Raw genomic sequence first — 16,213 nt, forward strand, 5'->3', positions numbered from 1 at the left:
GTTGCTTAGTGAATACACTGCCTGGCGCAGGCAGATAGTGCGCAGGCAGCTATTATTTAAATAGCAATCAGAAGCGGTAGTTGGCAAACACGCCAAAGCTGTTTTGCGACTTCTTTTCGGTGATCGGGCTGTCGGCCGCGTCGCCGCGCAGGCTGCTGGCGGTGAAGCGCGCGCCCAGGCCCCACTGCGACGTCAGCTGGTAGCTGGCGCCGATGTTGAAGCTCAGCGCGTTGATGCCCGACTTGGCTGTGTAGCCCGGCAGGCCCGAGCGGGTGCTCTGCGCGGCGTCCACGCCGAAGAAGGTCTGCGTGTATTTGCTGTCGGCCCAGGTCAGGCCGGGGCCGGCGGTCAGCTGCAACCGGTCCATCGGGCTGTACCGGGCCTCCAGGTCGATGGAGACGCGTGTGCCCTGGTCTTTGCCGCCCAGGTCGGTGACCACATTGCCGCCCAGCTTCCACCAGCTGTCGCTGTAGCTGGCGAACACCGAGCCCAGCGCGGTGGCGTCGATGTCGCCCATGCCTTGCAGGCGCGCCGAGTCGGATTCCTTGCGCGGTTTGTCCAGGTTCAGCCCCAGGCCAACGCCGACGCGCCAGCGCGGGTCCTGCACCAGGAAGGCGCCCACACCCGCCGGCACGCCCGCACCGGGCAGGCCGCCGATGAAGTAGCGGCCGTAGTTGGCGCTGAGCATGGGCAGCAGCGAGGTTTTGTTGTCAGCGCTACCCGGGTATTTGGGCTGGGTCATCAGGCCCAGGCCGGCGCTGAACTTCCAGCTGTCGCTGGCTTCCTGCGCCAGTGCGCCCTGGCCCATGAAGGCGCTGGCGCAGAGGGTGGCGAGGGCGATCCAATGGGCCTGGCGGTGCAGAGGGAAGGTCGGCATGGTGCATGTCCTTTCAAGAGTGAATCGGTGGAGGGGTTTGGACGCTCAGGCGGAACAGCGCGCCCACTTCGGTGTCGCCAAGGCTGAGGCGCCAGCCATGGGCCAGGGCGATTTCCTGGCAGATCGGCAGGCCCAGGCCGGCGCCCTGTGGCGTGGTATGTGCGCCGGTGGTGCTGCCGGTGCTGGGGCGACCCGGGCCGCGCCAGAAGCGCTCGAACACATGGGGCCGGTGTTCGGCGGCGATGCCATGGCCTTCGTCGCGCACGCTCAGGCCGAGCGCATGCACCGCCAGGGTCACCACGCCACCGGCCTCGGAGTGCTGGATGGCGTTCTCCAGCAGGTTCTTCAGCAGGGTGAACAGCGCGCTCTTGTCGCCGGGCCAGTGCACGGCCTCGGCGGGCAGCTGCAGGTCCAGCTGCACCGCATGGCGGTCGGCCAGGCGCGTCAGAAAGCCCACGGCTTCCACCGCCACTTCGACGACCGGAATCGAGCCAATCTTGTAGTTATGGGCTTCGCTGGCTTCGGCCAGGTGTAGCAGCTGGTGCACCTGGCGGGCCATCACGTCGATGTCCATCAGCAGGGATTCGCGGTCGGCCGTGCCGTCCAGTTCGATCTGGCCGCGCATCAGGGTCAGCGGGGTTTTCAGCTCATGGGCGGCCGCGCCCAGGAACTGCTGCTGCACCCGGAAACCCTGTTCCAGCCGCTGCAGCGCCTGGTTGAAGGCGTGGATCAAAGGCACCAGCTCGGTGGGCACGTTGTCTATCGGCAAGCGGGCCGACAGATTGCGCGGATCGATGTGGGCCGCCGCCTCGGAGGTTTCGCGCAGCGGGCGCAACAGGCTTTTCAGTGCCAGTAGCATCAGTCCGATCAGCACCGGGATCGACACCAGCAGCGTCACCACCAGGCTGCCGCCCACCGGTTTGCGGGCCGCCAACTGGGCCAGCGCGAGAATGCGTTCGCTGGCGACGGCCTGCAGGTAGTAGAGATGGCCGGACGGTGTGTCGGCCACTGGTACCGTGGCCAGTTGCACGGCCGCGTCATGCACCTGCAGATCGACTACGCCGACCACGGGCAGGCGGTGGAAGTCCACCGGCAGCAGCTGTTCGTGGGGATAGACGCGCAGCACGACCTGGCCTTGCGCGTCCACCACGCGGAACTCGATATCGCGCGGAAACGCGTTGTACAGCCACTGCAGTTCAGGCGGCTGCTCGATGCCGCGGGGCGTGCCGTCAGGATGGCGCTGCAGATGGTCGGCTGTCTTGGCGGCGATGTCCTGCAGCATGCGGTGGCGGGAGACCCCTTCGTCCTGCGATACGAAGATCAGCACGAACAAGCCGCTGAGCACCGCGGCAACGATCAGCACGCCCACCGCATAGGCGGCCAGCAGGCGCCCGCGCAGGCTGCGGAACCATTTACACCTCGACCAGCGCATAGCCATGGCCCCGCGTGTTGAGTATGCGCACCGTCGAACCGATGGCCAGCAGCTTGCGGCGCAGCCGGTGCAAGGCCACGTCCAGCGCGTTCGGGGTGACGGCTTCGGCCAGGCCCCAGGCAGCCAGCTCCAGACTGCTGCGGCGCACGGTCTTGCCGCCGGCGCGCAGCAGGACCAGCATGATCTGCATCTCGGCCGGCGCCAGGGTGACGACCTCTTGGCCGCAGACCAGCATGCCGCCGTCGGGCCGCACCTGGATGTCGCCGAAGCCGTGCACTGCATCCAGCCGCTGGGCCGGGCGGCGCGTCAGCGCGCGCACCCGGGCCACCAGCTCTTCCATGGCAAAGGGTTTGGTCAGGTAGTCGTCGGCGCCCGATTCCAGGCCATCGACCCGGTCGTGCAGCGCGTCGCGCGCCGTCAGCATCAGGCAGGGAATCGGCTGCTTGGCCTGGCGCAGGCGCCGCACCAGGTCGATGCCGTCGCCATCGGGCAGGCCGCGGTCGATCACTGCCGCCTCGTAGTCGCCGTCGCGCAGGGCCGGCCAGGCGGCGTCGATGCGCGGAAACGCGTCCACCAGAATGCCCACCTGGGCCAGCGCCTTGCAGACCAGCAGGGCCAGGCGTTCATGGTCTTCAACGAGTGCGATGCGGCCCATGGTGTCAGGCCGCAAAGCGGGGTATGGGGTGGACGGGGCTGTGCATGCCGGTCATTGTGCGTACACCTCTCTTACTGCCGACTTTCCGGGCGAAAGTTTGTGGCAACGGGCGCCGTCGGATGGCGGGATATACAAGCCTTTTAGGGCTCTGGCGCTTATAAGTTCTGCGCTAGCTGCTACTTATTCAATAGCAATTGCTGTGCTACTTGCTTTTCAAGGCCTGCAGCGCCTGCGCAATCGGCTGGGCCGCCATGGGCCGCACCAGCCGCTGCACTTCGCGGCCGTCCTGCAAGAACACCAGGGTCGGCCAGAGTTTGATGCCGAAGGATCGTCCCAGCGGGCGGCCGCGGCCGTCGGCAATCTTCAGGTGCCGCACATCGGGCCGCAGGGCCAGCGCCTGTTCGATGGCCGGGCGGGCGGCGCTGCAGATGCCGCAGTAGGCGTCGCCAAACTCCAGCACCATCGCGCCTGTGGCGCTGTCGATGTCAGTGCGGGGTGGCTCGGCGCCGTATTCCTTAGCCATGGTGGTTCTTTCTGGAGGGCAGGCACATCAGCCGGGTGGGCACATAGTAAGCCTGCGCGCTGTATCAGGCCAGCACCACGCTGCAGCCGGCGTCTTGCAAGGCGGTCAGTGCCGCCAGCTTGCGCGCGCGTTTGTCGGTGATGAGCTGGTAGATGCCGCCCACCGGGCAAAAACCCACGCGGCTGCGCTGGCCGATCTTGCTGTGGTCGGCCAGGATGACGGTGTGCCCCGCCTGGCCGGCCATGGCGCGGGCGACCTCGGCTTCGCCGGTTTCGTAGTTGCTGGCGCCGTGGTCGGCGGCGATGGCTACCGGCGACAGCATCGCCCAGTCGACGCGCCAGCGCAGGATTTCTGCCACCGTGCTGGCGCCGTAGTTGGCGGCGATGCTGGCGGTGGGCGTGCCGCCCAGCACATGCACGCTGTGGCGCTGCTGTCCCTGGCTGTCGGGCACGCTGAGCTTCAGCGCCACGTCGAAGGAATTGGTGATGACCGTCAGCCCGCGCAGCGAGGCCAGCTCTTCGGCCAGCAGCGACACCGTGCTGCCCGCGTCAATGAACACCGCCTGGCCGGGCAGCAGCAGCTGGGCGGCGACGCGGGCGATGGCGCGCTTTTCTTCGCGCTGGGCTTTGGCGCGCTCTTTCAGTGGTGCCTCGGGTTCGGGGTCTGTGCGCGCCACGCCACCGTAGATGCGGCGCAGTTCGCCCAGCGATTCCAGCGCCGCCACATCGCGGCGCACGGTCTCGCGGGATACCGCCAGGTCGGTGGCGATGCGTTCGGTGGTGACCTGCTGAAAGTTGCTCAGCAGGGCGCGTATGCGCTGGTAGCGTTGGTCTGGAAGCATGGCAAAGCGTGGAGGGTCATGTCAAAAACAGAGCTCTGCAAACAGAGGAATGGCCAGCCGCGTGCCGGCTGGCCATTCTAGGACGCTGCGTTCCAGCAGGTCAGAGGGCGATCACCAACTGGTCCGCCTGCGCCGCACCGAACATCGCCGGGTCGCTGATCGAGTGCTTGCCGGTTTCCAGGCGCCCGGCAAAGCGGCGGGTATAGCCTTTCAGCGCGGGCACGGTGACCGTGAAGTCATACCAGTAGCCGCTGCTCTTCAGCGCCCAGCTCAGTGCGCCTTCGCCGCCCGCCGCCACCGACTGCGTCTGGGCTGCGTTGCCCACATAGGCGTTGGCCACCACGCTGAAGCTGCAGGCCGCCGCGCCGGTGTTGTGCAGCTTGAGCATCAGGTCGCCATTGGCGATGTCGTAGCAGACCTGTACTTCGGGATTCGGCTGGCCGGCCGCGGCCAAGGTCTTGGCGTTGCCGGTGAAGTGGCGGTGGAAGCCATTCGGGCCCAGCACCCACAGGTCATAGGCGCCGTTGTCATCGGCCAGCGACCAGCTGTTGCTGAGCTGCTTGCCGGCTTCGACGGTGTAGCGTTTGGGCAGGCCGTCCAGGTGCAGGCGGTCGTACACATGGAACACCGCTGCGGCCTGGCCGGTGTTGCCAAAGCTGAGCTTGAGCTGCTGGGTGCCGGGTACGCAGACGGCGGTCACATGCAGTTCGTAGGGCAGTGCGCGCGAGGGGCGGGTGCCTTGCTCCTGCACCGGCATGGCGGTGGTGCCGGGCAGGGCCGGCGTGGTTCTGCCGGGCAGGGCAGCCGCCCGATCGGCCGCAGCCAGGGTCGAGGGCAGGTTGCTGAAGAAGGCCGTGTTGTTCGGGTCGGCAAAGTTGAAGGCACTGGTCAGGTCGCCGCAGACGGCCCGGCGCCAGGCCGAGATGTTGGGCTCGGCCACGCCAAAGCGGGCTTCCATGAAGCGGATCACCGAGGTGTGGTCGAACACCTGCGAATCCACCCAGCCGCCCTTGCTCCAGGGCGACAGCACATACATGGGCACGCGCGGGCCCAGGCCGTAGGGCCGGTGCTTCCACTGCTGCTGGCTGGGGGTGTCGTCGTAGCTCTGGATGTTGTTGTGGTGTTCGCCCACCAGGCTGACGGTGGAGTCGCCGGCCAGCACGGCGCTGGCGGGGTCGGCGTTCCAGGTTTCATACGAGGGCGCGGCCGGTGGCGGCATGTGGTCGAAGAAGCCGTCGTTCTCATCGAAGTTGATGAACAGCACGGTCTTGCTCCACACGTCGGGATTCGCGGTCAGTGCATCCAGCACGCGGGCGGTGTAGTCGGCACCTTGTGCGGGGCTGGACGGGCCGGGGTGTTCGGAGTCGGCGGCGGGGGCGACGATCCAGCTGATCTGCGGCAGGGTGCCGTTCAGCACGTCTTGTTTGAGCAAGTCCAGCTTGCGGGTGCTGATGCCGCGCTGGCGCAGCGCCTCCGAGTAACCCGGCGTCTGGTTCCAGGCGGTGCGGAACACCTGGAAGCCGGCCAGCGAGTTGTCGGTGAAGTTGTCGTCCATGTCCTCGTACACCTGCCAGCTGATGCCGGCAGACTGCAGGCGCTCGGGGTAGGTGGTCCAGCTGTAGCCGCCGTCGCCTTCGTCCGCATCGAACCAGTCGTACACATTGGAGATGGCCGGGCCGTTGCCCAGCTTCAGCGGGTCGTTGGTGCCGGTCCACAGGAACAGGCGATTCGTGTTGGTGCCGGTCTGGCTGGCGCAGTGGTAGGCGTCGCAGAGGGTGAAGGCGTTGGCCATCGCGTACTGGAACGGGATGTCGGTCTTGTCGAAGTAGCCCATCGAATGGTTGCGCTTGGCAGCGGTCCACTGGCCCATGCGGCCCAGGTCCCAGGCCTGCTGCGCATCGGACCAGCTGTGCGGTGTGCCCTCGACGCGCATGTACTCGAAGTTCTGCGTGGTGTTGAGGTGGAACGGTGCAATCCACGCGGGGCTGGCGCCGGGCGTGGCATTCGGCTGGAACCAGACGGTCTTGCCGCTGACGCCGTTGCGCGTGGCCACCGGAATAGGGAAGCGGTCGGCAAAGCCGCGCACGCCGTTCAGGCTGCCGAAGTAGTGGTCAAACGAGCGGTTTTCCTGCGTCAGCACCACGATGTGCTCTACGTCCCGGATGGTGCCGGTGGCATTGTTGGCCTGGATCGCCAGGGCCTTCTGGATGGCGGGCGGGAACATGGCGAGTGCGGCGCTGGAGCCTGCAGCGGTGGCGGCGGTGCGCAGGAAGTTACGGCGATTGAGTGTCATGGTGTGTGGGAATGTGTTTGTTTGTGGAAATGCCGATCAACGGGCGCAGCGCACGTCGCGGGCCTTGCCGTCGGAGCCGTTGTTGTCGCCGCCGCCGCAGCCGCTCAGCGCCAGGCATACCGCCAGGCCGCCGGCAAGGACTTGGCCCCAGCGCAGCAGACGGGAAGCGCGAGGGCGTGTGGAAAGAGGCTGCGCCGCGGTAGAGCGGCTGTGCCGGGGGGATTGGCTTGCGTGCATGGTGGGTTCCAAGGTGGAGGTCAAAAAATGGCCTGACCCAGGCGCAGCGACGTGGCGTAAAGCACGGCTTGGATGGCATCCGCTGCCCGGTCAGGTCAGTCGATGCTATGTGTTCAAAGTTACGTTTGTGTGACTTTGTGGTTCTTGTTTGGGTTTGGGTGTGGACGTAAAAAATCCCTTGCCACGGATGCCATGGCAAGGGATTTTTTACGGGCTGGTGCTGGGTGGATTTATACAAAACAGGCCGCTGGCGCAGGTACTCATTGCGCTAGAAGCTATGTTTTCAATAGCAAGTGGTTTCAGTCGATCAACTGGCCGCCGTCGTGGAACGGGTAGGGGCCGGGAAACACGCCACTGGCCGCCAGGTGGCTGACCAGCTGCCCGCCATCGCCCAGCGCATGCAGCGCAAAGCCGGGCGGCTCCAGCATCCAGGCCGATGCCGCATCGGGCGCCAGATCCAGGCACACCTGGTGCGCTGGCGAGGGCACGGTCATGGCGATGCTGCCGCCAAAGCGCACATGGATGCTGCGGTGCAGATGGCCGCAAATGATGCGCTCCACATTCGGGTGTTGCGCCACCAGCGCTTCCAGCGCGGCCGCGCCTTGCAGCAGGCCGATGTCGTCCATGTGGCCGATCAACGTGGCGAATGGCGGGTGGTGCATGGCGATGACCACCGGGCGGTCGCGGTGCTGGTCCAGCGTGTCGGCCAGCCACTGCAGGCGCTGCTCGCACAGGCTGCCATGGCTGGCACCGGGTACGACAGTGTCGAGCGCGACCAGCTGCAAATCGCCCACCGCCACGCTGAACTGCACGAAGCCACTGCTACCCAAATAGCCGTGGTCGGCAAAGCTGGCGCGCAGCTGTTCGCGGTCGTCGTGGTTGCCGGGCATCAGATACACGGGCATGGCCAACGGTGCTAGCAGGCTGCGCAGGTGCGCGTACTCGGCGGCGCGGCCGAAGTCGGTCAGGTCACCGGTAATGACCACCGCATCGGGCTGCTGCGGCAGCCGCAGGATGCTGTCCACCGCCTGTTGCAGGTACGGCGCGGTGTCCAGCCGGCCATAGGCCAGGCGGCCAGGTTCGCGGATGTGCAGGTCGGAGAGTTGCAGCAGCAGAGTGGTCATGCCATCTCCTCGCAGGACATCAGGCGTTCGGGGGCGATGTGTATGCCCACGGTGTCGCCCACCTTGGCCGGGTGGTCGCGCGGCACTTCGGCGTGCAGCGGCGCCTGGTCGGCCAGCGCCAGCGTGAGCTGCAAGCGGTCGCCCAGGAAGCTGCGGCGCTGCACCACGGCCTGGCCGGCGCCGGAATGGACCGGGCCGATCTGGATGTCTTCCGGGCGCACCAGCAGTGCCGTCTGGCCGGCGCGGGCCGGTGGGCATTCCAGCAGCAGGCCACCGAGTGGCAGCAGATTCCGCAGCAGCGCCGGGTTGTCTCGCTTCAGCGTATTTACCCGGCCCAGGAACGCTGCCACAAACGGATGCCCAGGGCGGCGGTACAGGGTTTCGCCGTCGCCCACCTGCACGATGCGCCCGGCCTGCATCACCGCCAGGCGGTCGGCAATCGCCAGCGCTTCTTGCTGGTCGTGGGTCACGTGGATGGCGGTGATGTGCAGGCGGCGCAGCAGCTCCGCCAGTTCGTCGCGCAGCGACTCCTTCAGCTTGGCGTCGAGCGCGGTCAGCGGCTCGTCGAGCAGCAGCACGCGCGGGCGCACTGCGACGGCCCGCGCCAGGGCCACGCGCTGGCGCTGGCCACCAGACAGCTCGGCCGGGCGCTTGTTTTCCAGGCCGTTCAGGCGCACCAGGTCGATGAGTTCACCGACGGCTTTGCGCTGTTCATCGGCGCTCACGCCGCGTATGCGCAGGCCGTAGCCGATGTTGGCCGCCACCGACATTTGCGGAAACAGCGCGTAGTGCTGGAACACCATGCCGATGCCGCGCCGCTCGATGGCCAGCGCCGTCACGTCCTCTCCGCCGAACAGAATGCGGCTGCCGGCGTCCGGCGTTTCCAGCCCGGCGATCAGGCGCAGCAAGGTGGTTTTGCCGCAGCCGGAGGGGCCCAGCAGGGCCAGCACCTCGCCGGGCTCAATGGCCAGCGTGGTGGGTTGCAGGCCGCGTGTGCCGTCCGCATAAGTCTTGGCGCAGTCGATCACATCGACGCGCGTGCGTTCAAAGTTCATGGTGTTTCTCAATAAAGTGTCCCAGCCATTGCAGGCCCCACAGCACGGGCAGGATGACCAGCAAAAAGACCAGGGTGTAGGCCGAGCCGATTTCGATGCGCATCGACGCATAGCTGTCCGCCAGGCCGACCGGCAGGGTGCGCGTCAGCGGCGTGTGCAGCATCCAGGTCAGGTTGAATTCACCCACCGACAGGGTGAAGACCATCAGGCTGCCGGCGACGATGGCGGGCAGCACGGCGGGCACCAGCACGCCCATGAAGCGCTGGGTAAAGCTGGCGCCCAGCGAGCGTGCGGCTTCCTCCAGCGCCAGCAATTCGTGCCGGCGGAACGCGGCACCCACGGTGCGCACCATGAAGGGCAGGGTGAACACCAGGTGCCCGACCAGGATGAAGGCAAAGCTCTGGCGGAAGCTGCTGAGCTGCCCGTAGGCCAGGATCAGCGCCAGCGCGGTGGCCAGGCCGGGCACGGCCACCGGCAGGGTCAGCAGCTCTTCAAACAGCCGCGCCCAGCGCGATGTGCTGCGCGCCAGCGCATAGGCGCAGGGCAGGCCCAGCAGCAGGCAGCCAACCACGCTGAGCAGGGCCAGCAGCAGCGACGCGGCCACGGTGCCGCCGTACACGTCCAACACCTCGCTGATCCAGCGCAGGGTCAGGCCGCTGGCCAGGCCGGTGCTGTAGTTGTTGACCAGGCCGGCCAGCACCGACAAGGCGATGGGTGCGACCATGAAGACGCTGACCAGCGCGGTCAGCGCCGGCAGCAGGAAGGGGAGTTGTCGTGGATGGGCCATGGTGTCAGGCTCCCGCCGCCGCCGGGCCGGCCGCATGGCGCGCCAGGAACAGGCTTAGCCAGGTGATGGTGCCCAGCGTGATCGACAGGCTGGCGGCCAGCGCGAAGTTGGCGTAGTTGGTGAACTCGTTATAGAGCGTGATGGGCAGCACTTCAAACTTGCTGGCCAGGGTAAAGGCCGTGCCGAAGGCGCCCATGGATGTAGCAAAAACAATAGCGCCACACGCAAGCGTGGTCTGCGCCAGCTCAGGAATCCATACATCTCTGGCAACGCGCCAGCGGGACGCGCCCAGCGAACGCGCGGCTTCTTCCAGCTGCGCGTCCATGGCGCTGGCGGCGGCGGTGTAGGTGGCGATGGCACGCGGCAGCGAGAAATACAGATAGCCCAGGAACAGGCCGGTCAGCCCGTAGGCAAAGGTGGTACGGCCCAGGCCCAGCCACTCGGTCAGATCGGCCACCAGGCCCTGGCGGCCACCGAGCAGGATGATGAAGAAGCCGATGATCACGCCGGGGAACGACAGCGGCAAGGTCAGCAGCGACAGCAGCAGCGGCTTGGCCCTGAAGCGCTGCCGCGCCAGCGTGATGCCGACCAGGCCGCCGAGCAGCAGCGTGGCCAAGGTGACGGCCAGCGACAGGCCCAGCGTGTTCAGCAGGCTGCGCAGATAGCGGCTGTCAGTCAGCACCGCGAAATAGGTGGCCCAACCTTTGTCTGCCGGCAGTGCGAACAGGCGCACCACCGGCAGCAGCCAGAAGGCGGCGAAGAAGGCCACGGCCGGCGCCGCGCAGGCGCCCAGTAGGCGGGAGGGGGAAGTCATGTGGGGCGCTCGTTTGCAGATTCTTTGCAGATTTACTGCACGTCTTTGAGGTAGCGGTCCGAGAAGGCTTTTTGCACCGCAGCCATCTTGCCGTAGTCCACAGTCTTGGCGCGGGCGTACTCGCTGGCGGGCAGGAAGCGGGCCTGGATTTCCTTGGGCATGGCGGTGGCGCGTACTGGGCGCAGATAGGCGTTGGCCCACAGCGCCTGGCCTTCGTCGGACAGCACAAAGTCCAGCACCTTGTGGGCGTTGTCGGCGTGCGGCGCGTTGGCCACCTGGCTCATCACATAGGGCACCACCAAGCTGCCTTCGGCGGGGATGACGAACTGCACGTTCGCCTTGTCTTTGTACTTGGCGCGGTAGGCGTTGAAGTCGTAGTCCAGCAGGATGGCGATCTCACCCGACAGCACGCGCGCATAAGCCGTCTGCTTGGGCACGATGGGCTCGTTCTTTTGCAGCGCCTTGAAGTAGTCGATGCCGGGACCGAAATTGTCCAGCGTGCCGCCGCGCGCCTGGTTCACCGCCACGGCGCCCACGTAGCCCACAAAAGCCGAGGCCGGGTCCAGGTAGCCGATCAGGCCTTTGTAGTCGGGCTTGAGCAGGTCGGCCCAGGACTGCGGCACCGGCTTGCCCTTGAGCGCGTCCACATTCACCATGAAGCCCATGGTGCCGGAATGGATGCTGAACCAGTGGCCTTGCGGGTCTTTCAGACCGTCGGGGATATCGGCCCAGCCGGCGGGTTTGTAGGCGGCGACCACGCCTTCTTTTTGTGCCTGGATGGCGAAGGTCACGCCCAAGTAGGTCACGTCGGCCACCGGGCTGGCTTTCTCGGCCACCATCTGTGCCAGCGACTGGCCGGAGTTCTTGTTGTCGGGCGGCACGGTCACGCCGGTCTTGGCCTTGATGGCCTTGATCTGGCTGGCCCAGTCGGCCCATTCGGGCGGGCAGTTGTAGCAAATGGCATTCTGGGCGAAGGCGCTGGCACCGGCCAGGCCGAGTGCCAATAGCGCGGCGCGCGCCAGGGTTTGGAAGGGTTTACGCATAAAAACTCCGTTGAGAAAGTTGCTGGGAAGGGGGATTTAAGAAAGGGGTGCGCAGGACTCGCCGGCACGGAAACCATGGGCCAGCAGCACGCTGGAGGCGGGCGATACCGCTTCGCCGGCGGCCATAGCGGCCACCAGCAGTTGCACGCCGTGGCGGCCGATCTCGGCATTCGGCTGGGTGATAGTGCTGAGCATCGGCGTCAGGTCTTCGCCCAGCGCAATGCCGTCGAAGCCGGTGACGCTGATGTCCTGCGGCACGCGCAGGCCGGCCAGATGTGCGGCGCGGATGCTGCGGATAGCCAGCAGGTCGTTTGAGCACACCAGTGCGCTGGGGCGGGGGCTGCGCTGCAGCAGTGCGCAGATGTCCTGCACCGCGGTTTCGACAAACGGCACTTCCAGCCACTGCGTGCCGTCCAGCCCCAGCGCTTGCATGCCGGCGCTAAAGCCGCGCTGGCGTTGCTGGGCCCGGTCGGATGCGGCCAGCTGGCCGCTGATCAGCGTGATGCGGCGGTGGCCGAGGGCGGCCAGCCGCGCCACCAGCTCGTGCACGGCCCGCTCGCTGTCCACCGACACGCAAGGGTGGTCGGGGTGCTGGTTGTAGGCCAGCACATAGGGCAGGTTTGCCGTGCGCAGCCGGGCCAGCGCGCTGGATGTGGCCGGGTTGGATACCACCAGCAGCATGCCGTCCACATTGCCGGCCAGCAGCTGCTGTACGGCTAGTTCTTCGCTTTCCAGCCGGTAGTCGGTGGTGATGGGCAGGATGGCGTAGCCGGCGCTACTGGCGGCCTTGGCAATGCCGTCCAGGCATTCGGCGAACACCGGGTTCAGCAGGGTGGGCAACACCACGCCAATCACCCGGCTGCGCTGGGTGCGCAGGCTGCGGGCGCTGGCATTGGGTAAATAGGCCAGGGTTTGCGCCATCTGCAGCACATGGGCGCGCGTCACGGCATTCACCGTGTCGGGGCGGTTGAAAACCCGCGATACGGTGGCCATGGATACGCCGGCCTGCTCTGCTACTTCTCGGATGCTCACGTTGTTGTCCTGACTGAAAACGTTTTCATTGGACAAGCTGGGCGTGACACCGTGATGACAGGAGCACCGGCGCAAACGCGGGGCAAAAAAAAGCCCGCATCCGCGGGCTTCAGGAACAGGGCGAAGGGCCTATCGAGAACCTATTTGCCGCGCTTGACCCGTAGCAGCTCGTCCAGGATCAGGCAGATCGCGCCCAGGGTGATGGCGGCGTCGGCCAGGTTGAAGGCCGCGAAGTGCATGCCGCGCCAGTGGAAGTCCAGGAAGTCCACCACATAGCCGTGCATCATCCTGTCGATCACATTGCCGATGGCGCCGCCGAGCACGCAGGCCATGGCGAACGAGAACAGCTTTTGCCCTGCATGCTTGCGCAGCATCCAGATGATGAACAGCGCAGCCGCTACGCCTATGCCGGTAAAGAACCAGCGCTGCCAGCCACCCGCACCGGCCAGGAAGGAGAAGGCCGCGCCGGTGTTGTGGGCGCGCACGATGTTGAAGAAGCCGGTGACCCGCGTGCTGTCGCCGAGCTGGTAGTAGCCAGTGATCAGCACCTTGGTGAACTGGTCCAGGATCAGGATGATCAGCGCCAGGCCGAGCCAGGGGAGCCAGCTGGCGCTGGACTTGCCGAAGCTGGTTTTGCCGCGGGTCGCCATTACGCAAACACCCGGGTTTCGCCGGCGCCGTACAGGTTGCTGCTGCAGCGGCCGCAGATCGTCGGGTGGGCGGCATCGCTGCCCACGTCCGGCGTGTAATGCCAGCAGCGCTCGCATTTGGCATCAGAACTGGCTTTGACGCTGATGCTATGTGCGTCACCAGCTACCAAGTTGATAGCAGAGGTGATGAACACGAACTTCAGGTCGGCGCCCAGGCTGGACAGCAGGGCGTAGTCGTCGGCCGGCACGGTCAGCGCCACATTGGCTTGCAGCGAGGCGCCGACTTCGCCATTGGCGCGCAGCACTTCGATGTCCTTGTTGACCGCGTCGCGGATCTCGCGGATGCGGCCCCACTTGGCTTGCAGCGCGGCATTGGGCGCAGCCAGCTCGGCATAGGTTTCCAGGAAGATGGATTCGCTGCTGCCGAAGATCTTCCAGGCTTCCTCCGACGTGAAGCTGAGGAACGGCGCCATCCAGCGCAGCATGGCGTGGGTGATCTGCGCCAGCGCGGTTTGGGCGCTGCGGCGGGCCAGCGATTTGGGCGCGGTGGTGTAGAGCCGGTCTTTCAGCACGTCCAGGTAGAACGAGCCCAGGTCTTCCGAGCAATACACCTGCAGCTTGGCGACCACCGGGTGGAACTCGTACACCTCGTAGTGCGCCAGGATGTCGGCCTGCAGCTGGGCCGCGCGGCTGAGTGCGTAGCGATCGATTTCCAGCAGTTCATCAAACGGCACGGCGTCGGTCGCCGGGTCGAAGTCGCTGACGTTGGCCATCAGGAACTTCAGCGTATTGCGGATGCGGCGGTAGGTATCGACCACGCGGGCCAGGATCTTCGCGTCGATGCCCAGGTCGCCCGAATAGTCGGTGGACGCGCACCACAGGCGGATGATCTCCGCGCCCATCTTGTCGCTGACCTCTTGCGGTGCGATCACATTGCCTTCGCTCTTGCTCATCTTGCGGCCGCGGCCGTCGACGGTGAAACCGTGCGTCAGCAGGCCCTTGTAGGGCGCGTGGTCGTACATCGCGCACGAAGTGAGCAGCGAGCTGTGGAACCAGCCACGGTGCTGGTCGTGGCCTTCGAGGTACAGGTCGGCCGGCCACTGCGACTGGGCCGCGTGGCTGGCGCGCAGCACGTGTTCGTGGGTGGTGCCGGAGTCGAACCACACGTCCAGGATGTCGTTCACCTTGGTGTAGTGCTCCGCATCGGCGCCGATGATGGATTCGGCCGTGGCCTTGCTCCAGGCTTCGACGCCGCCGGCCTGCACCATGGCCGCGGCCTGGTCCATGATCTGCATGGTGCGCGGGTGCAGCTCGCCGGTGGCGGTGTGGATGAAGAAGGGCAGGGGCACGCCCCAGTTGCGCTGGCGGCTGATGCACCAGTCGGGCCGGCCGGCGATCATGTCGCGCAGCCGGGTCTTGCCGTTCTCGGGGTAAAAGCTGGTTTCCTCGATGGCGTTCAGGGCCAGCTGGCGCAGGGTTTGCGGCGCCTTGTCCTGGGTGAACACGCCCTGGCCTTCGTCCATGCGGATGAACCACTGGGCGGCGGCGCGGTAGATCACCGGCGTCTTGTGGCGCCAGCAGTGCGGGTAGCTGTGGGTGATGGTCTCGGTGGCGAACAGGCGCTCGTGTTCGCGCAGCTTGTCGATGACCAGCGGCGCAGCCTTCCAGATGTTGAGACCGCCGAACAGCGGCAGCTCGTCCACATAGCGGCCGTTGCCTTGCACCGGGTTCAGGATGTCGTCGGTCTTGAAGCCGTTGGCGATGCAGGAGTTGAAATCCTCTACGCCGTAGGCGGGCGAGGAATGGACGATACCGGTGCCGTCGTCGGCTGTCGCGTAGTCGGCCAGGAAGACGGGGCTCAGGCGTTGGTAGCCGGGGTCTACATCGTAGAACGGGTGCTTGAAGTTGATGCGTTCCAGCTTCTCGCCCAGGGCGGTAGCCAGCACCGTGCCGTTCAGCGCATAGCGGGCCATGGCTTTTTCCACCAGGTCGGCCGCCAGCAGCAGGATGCCGCGCTCGGTCTGCACCAGCGCGTAAGTCAGAGCCGGGTTCAGGTTCAGCGCCTGGTTGGCGGGGATGGTCCAGGCGGTGGTGGTCCAGATCACGGCGTAAGCGTGCTGGGCCAGCTTGTCCAGGCCGAAGGCGGCGGCCAGCTTCTCGGGCTCGGCACATTCAAAGCCCACGTCCAGGGTTTGTGACTTCTTGTCGGCGTATTCGATCTCGAATTCGGCCAGCGACGAGCCGCAGTCGAAGCACCAGTACACGGGTTTGAGGCCGCGGTAGACGAAGCCGCGTTCCATGATGCGTTTCAGTGCGCGGATTTCGTTGGCTTCGTTGCCGAAGTCCATCGTGCGGTACGGGTTGTCCCATTCGCCGAGCACGCCCAGGCGCTTGAAGTCGGCCATCTGGCCGGCGATCTGCTCGGTGGCGAAGGCGCGGCTCTTGGCCTGCACCTCGTCGCGCGGCAGATTGCGGCCGTGCAGTTTCTCGATGGCGTTCTCGATCGGCAGGCCGTGGCAGTCCCAGCCTGGCACATAGGTGGCGTCCATGCCTTTCAGCTGGCGCGCCTTGACGATCATGTCCTTCAGGATCTTGTTGACGGCGTGGCCGATGTGGATGTTGCCGTTGGCATAGGGCGGGCCGTCGTGCAGCACGAACTTGGGCGCGCCCAGGCGGGCGTCGCGCAAACGCTTGTACAGGCCTTTGTCTTCCCATTCCTGGACCCAGCCGGATTCACGCTTGGGCAGGTCGCCGCGCATTGGGAAGGGGGTGTCGGGCAGGTTCAGGGTGCTGCGGTAGTCAGGAGCGGTGGAGGCTTCGGATTGGGTCATGGGATTTTCGAATGGCACG

General features: G+C 66.2%; 15 protein-coding genes. All 15 read right to left on the bottom strand.

Annotated elements, in window-relative coordinates; all coding sequences use genetic code 11:
- Positions 1-67 precede the first annotated feature (67 nt).
- The 15 genes from J2X19_RS01675 to ileS all read right to left on the bottom strand — a co-directional run bounded on the left by J2X19_RS01675 (position 68) and on the right by ileS (position 16,194).
- Positions 68-877: a MipA/OmpV family protein gene (locus J2X19_RS01675; RefSeq protein ID WP_310370039.1), complete on the bottom strand. Its 810-nt coding sequence runs from the start codon at positions 875-877 to the stop codon at positions 68-70.
- 13 nt (positions 878-890) lie between these two features.
- Positions 891-2,315, bottom strand: coding sequence for a sensor histidine kinase (locus J2X19_RS01680; RefSeq protein ID WP_310370041.1), 1,425 nt, complete (start codon positions 2,313-2,315; stop codon positions 891-893).
- Positions 2,290-2,964, bottom strand: coding sequence for a response regulator transcription factor (locus tag J2X19_RS01685; protein ID WP_116605951.1), 675 nt, complete (start codon positions 2,962-2,964; stop codon positions 2,290-2,292). Before J2X19_RS01685 ends, J2X19_RS01680 begins: the two co-directional genes overlap by 26 nt.
- 202 nt (positions 2,965-3,166) lie before the next feature.
- Positions 3,167-3,487, bottom strand: coding sequence for a thioredoxin family protein (locus tag J2X19_RS01690; RefSeq protein WP_310370045.1), 321 nt, complete (start codon positions 3,485-3,487; stop codon positions 3,167-3,169).
- A gap of 64 nt (positions 3,488-3,551) precedes the next feature.
- A complete protein-coding gene (locus J2X19_RS01695; RefSeq protein ID WP_310370047.1) occupies positions 3,552-4,328 on the bottom strand; it encodes a DeoR/GlpR family DNA-binding transcription regulator in 777 nt (258 codons plus the stop codon).
- Between the two features lie 100 nt (positions 4,329-4,428).
- Positions 4,429-6,621: a phosphocholine-specific phospholipase C gene (locus J2X19_RS01700; protein WP_310370049.1), complete on the bottom strand. Its 2,193-nt coding sequence runs from the start codon at positions 6,619-6,621 to the stop codon at positions 4,429-4,431.
- A gap of 36 nt (positions 6,622-6,657) precedes the next feature.
- Positions 6,658-6,858: a hypothetical protein gene (locus J2X19_RS01705; protein ID WP_310370051.1), complete on the bottom strand. Its 201-nt coding sequence runs from the start codon at positions 6,856-6,858 to the stop codon at positions 6,658-6,660.
- A 299-nt stretch (positions 6,859-7,157) separates the two neighbouring features.
- Positions 7,158-7,982 carry a phosphodiesterase gene (locus J2X19_RS01710; RefSeq protein ID WP_310370052.1) on the bottom strand — a complete coding sequence of 275 codons (825 nt, stop codon included), beginning with the start codon at positions 7,980-7,982 and terminating at the stop codon, positions 7,158-7,160.
- Entirely contained in the window at positions 7,979-9,037 is a 1,059-nt protein-coding gene (locus J2X19_RS01715; protein ID WP_310370054.1) for an ABC transporter ATP-binding protein, read from the bottom strand. Before J2X19_RS01715 ends, J2X19_RS01710 begins: the two co-directional genes overlap by 4 nt.
- Complete coding sequence (locus J2X19_RS01720; RefSeq protein WP_310370056.1) at positions 9,027-9,824, bottom strand: ABC transporter permease; 798 nt, start codon at positions 9,822-9,824, stop codon at positions 9,027-9,029. The genes J2X19_RS01715 and J2X19_RS01720 overlap by 11 nt, the downstream gene beginning before the upstream one ends.
- 4 nt (positions 9,825-9,828) lie before the next feature.
- Positions 9,829-10,638, bottom strand: coding sequence for an ABC transporter permease subunit (locus J2X19_RS01725; protein WP_310370058.1), 810 nt, complete (start codon positions 10,636-10,638; stop codon positions 9,829-9,831).
- Positions 10,639-10,670: 32 nt separating this feature from the next.
- Positions 10,671-11,681, bottom strand: a complete 1,011-nt coding sequence (locus J2X19_RS01730) for an ABC transporter substrate-binding protein (protein ID WP_310370059.1) — start codon at positions 11,679-11,681, stop codon at positions 10,671-10,673.
- Between the two features lie 36 nt (positions 11,682-11,717).
- A complete protein-coding gene (locus tag J2X19_RS01735; protein ID WP_310370060.1) occupies positions 11,718-12,713 on the bottom strand; it encodes a LacI family DNA-binding transcriptional regulator in 996 nt (331 codons plus the stop codon).
- Positions 12,714-12,853: 140 nt separating this feature from the next.
- Positions 12,854-13,363 (bottom strand): signal peptidase II, encoded by a 510-nt coding sequence (gene lspA / locus J2X19_RS01740; protein ID WP_310370062.1) that lies wholly within the window; start codon positions 13,361-13,363, stop codon positions 12,854-12,856.
- A complete protein-coding gene (gene ileS, locus J2X19_RS01745; protein WP_310370064.1) occupies positions 13,363-16,194 on the bottom strand; it encodes an isoleucine--tRNA ligase in 2,832 nt (943 codons plus the stop codon). The genes lspA and ileS overlap by 1 nt, the downstream gene beginning before the upstream one ends.
- Positions 16,195-16,213 lie beyond the last annotated feature (19 nt).

Origin of the sequence: Rhodoferax ferrireducens, from assembly GCF_031458075.1 — a bacterium.
GTDB lineage: Bacteria > Pseudomonadota > Gammaproteobacteria > Burkholderiales > Burkholderiaceae_C > Rhodoferax_B > Rhodoferax_B ferrireducens_A.

Coding starts and splice junctions, on each gene's coding strand:
- J2X19_RS01685 (WP_116605951.1), bottom strand. CDS start 2,964: ATGGGCCGCATCGCACTCGTTGAAGACCATGAACGCCTGGCCCTGCTG.
- lspA (WP_310370062.1), bottom strand. CDS start 13,363: ATGGCGACCCGCGGCAAAACCAGCTTCGGCAAGTCCAGCGCCAGCTGG.
- J2X19_RS01695 (WP_310370047.1), bottom strand. CDS start 4,328: ATGCTTCCAGACCAACGCTACCAGCGCATACGCGCCCTGCTGAGCAAC.
- J2X19_RS01705 (WP_310370051.1), bottom strand. CDS start 6,858: ATGCACGCAAGCCAATCCCCCCGGCACAGCCGCTCTACCGCGGCGCAG.
- J2X19_RS01720 (WP_310370056.1), bottom strand. CDS start 9,824: ATGGCCCATCCACGACAACTCCCCTTCCTGCTGCCGGCGCTGACCGCG.
- J2X19_RS01690 (WP_310370045.1), bottom strand. CDS start 3,487: ATGGCTAAGGAATACGGCGCCGAGCCACCCCGCACTGACATCGACAGC.
- J2X19_RS01710 (WP_310370052.1), bottom strand. CDS start 7,982: ATGACCACTCTGCTGCTGCAACTCTCCGACCTGCACATCCGCGAACCT.
- J2X19_RS01730 (WP_310370059.1), bottom strand. CDS start 11,681: ATGCGTAAACCCTTCCAAACCCTGGCGCGCGCCGCGCTATTGGCACTC.
- J2X19_RS01675 (WP_310370039.1), bottom strand. CDS start 877: ATGCCGACCTTCCCTCTGCACCGCCAGGCCCATTGGATCGCCCTCGCC.
- J2X19_RS01700 (WP_310370049.1), bottom strand. CDS start 6,621: ATGACACTCAATCGCCGTAACTTCCTGCGCACCGCCGCCACCGCTGCA.
- J2X19_RS01725 (WP_310370058.1), bottom strand. CDS start 10,638: ATGACTTCCCCCTCCCGCCTACTGGGCGCCTGCGCGGCGCCGGCCGTG.
- J2X19_RS01715 (WP_310370054.1), bottom strand. CDS start 9,037: ATGAACTTTGAACGCACGCGCGTCGATGTGATCGACTGCGCCAAGACT.
- ileS (WP_310370064.1), bottom strand. CDS start 16,194: ATGACCCAATCCGAAGCCTCCACCGCTCCTGACTACCGCAGCACCCTG.
- J2X19_RS01680 (WP_310370041.1), bottom strand. CDS start 2,315: ATGGCTATGCGCTGGTCGAGGTGTAAATGGTTCCGCAGCCTGCGCGGG.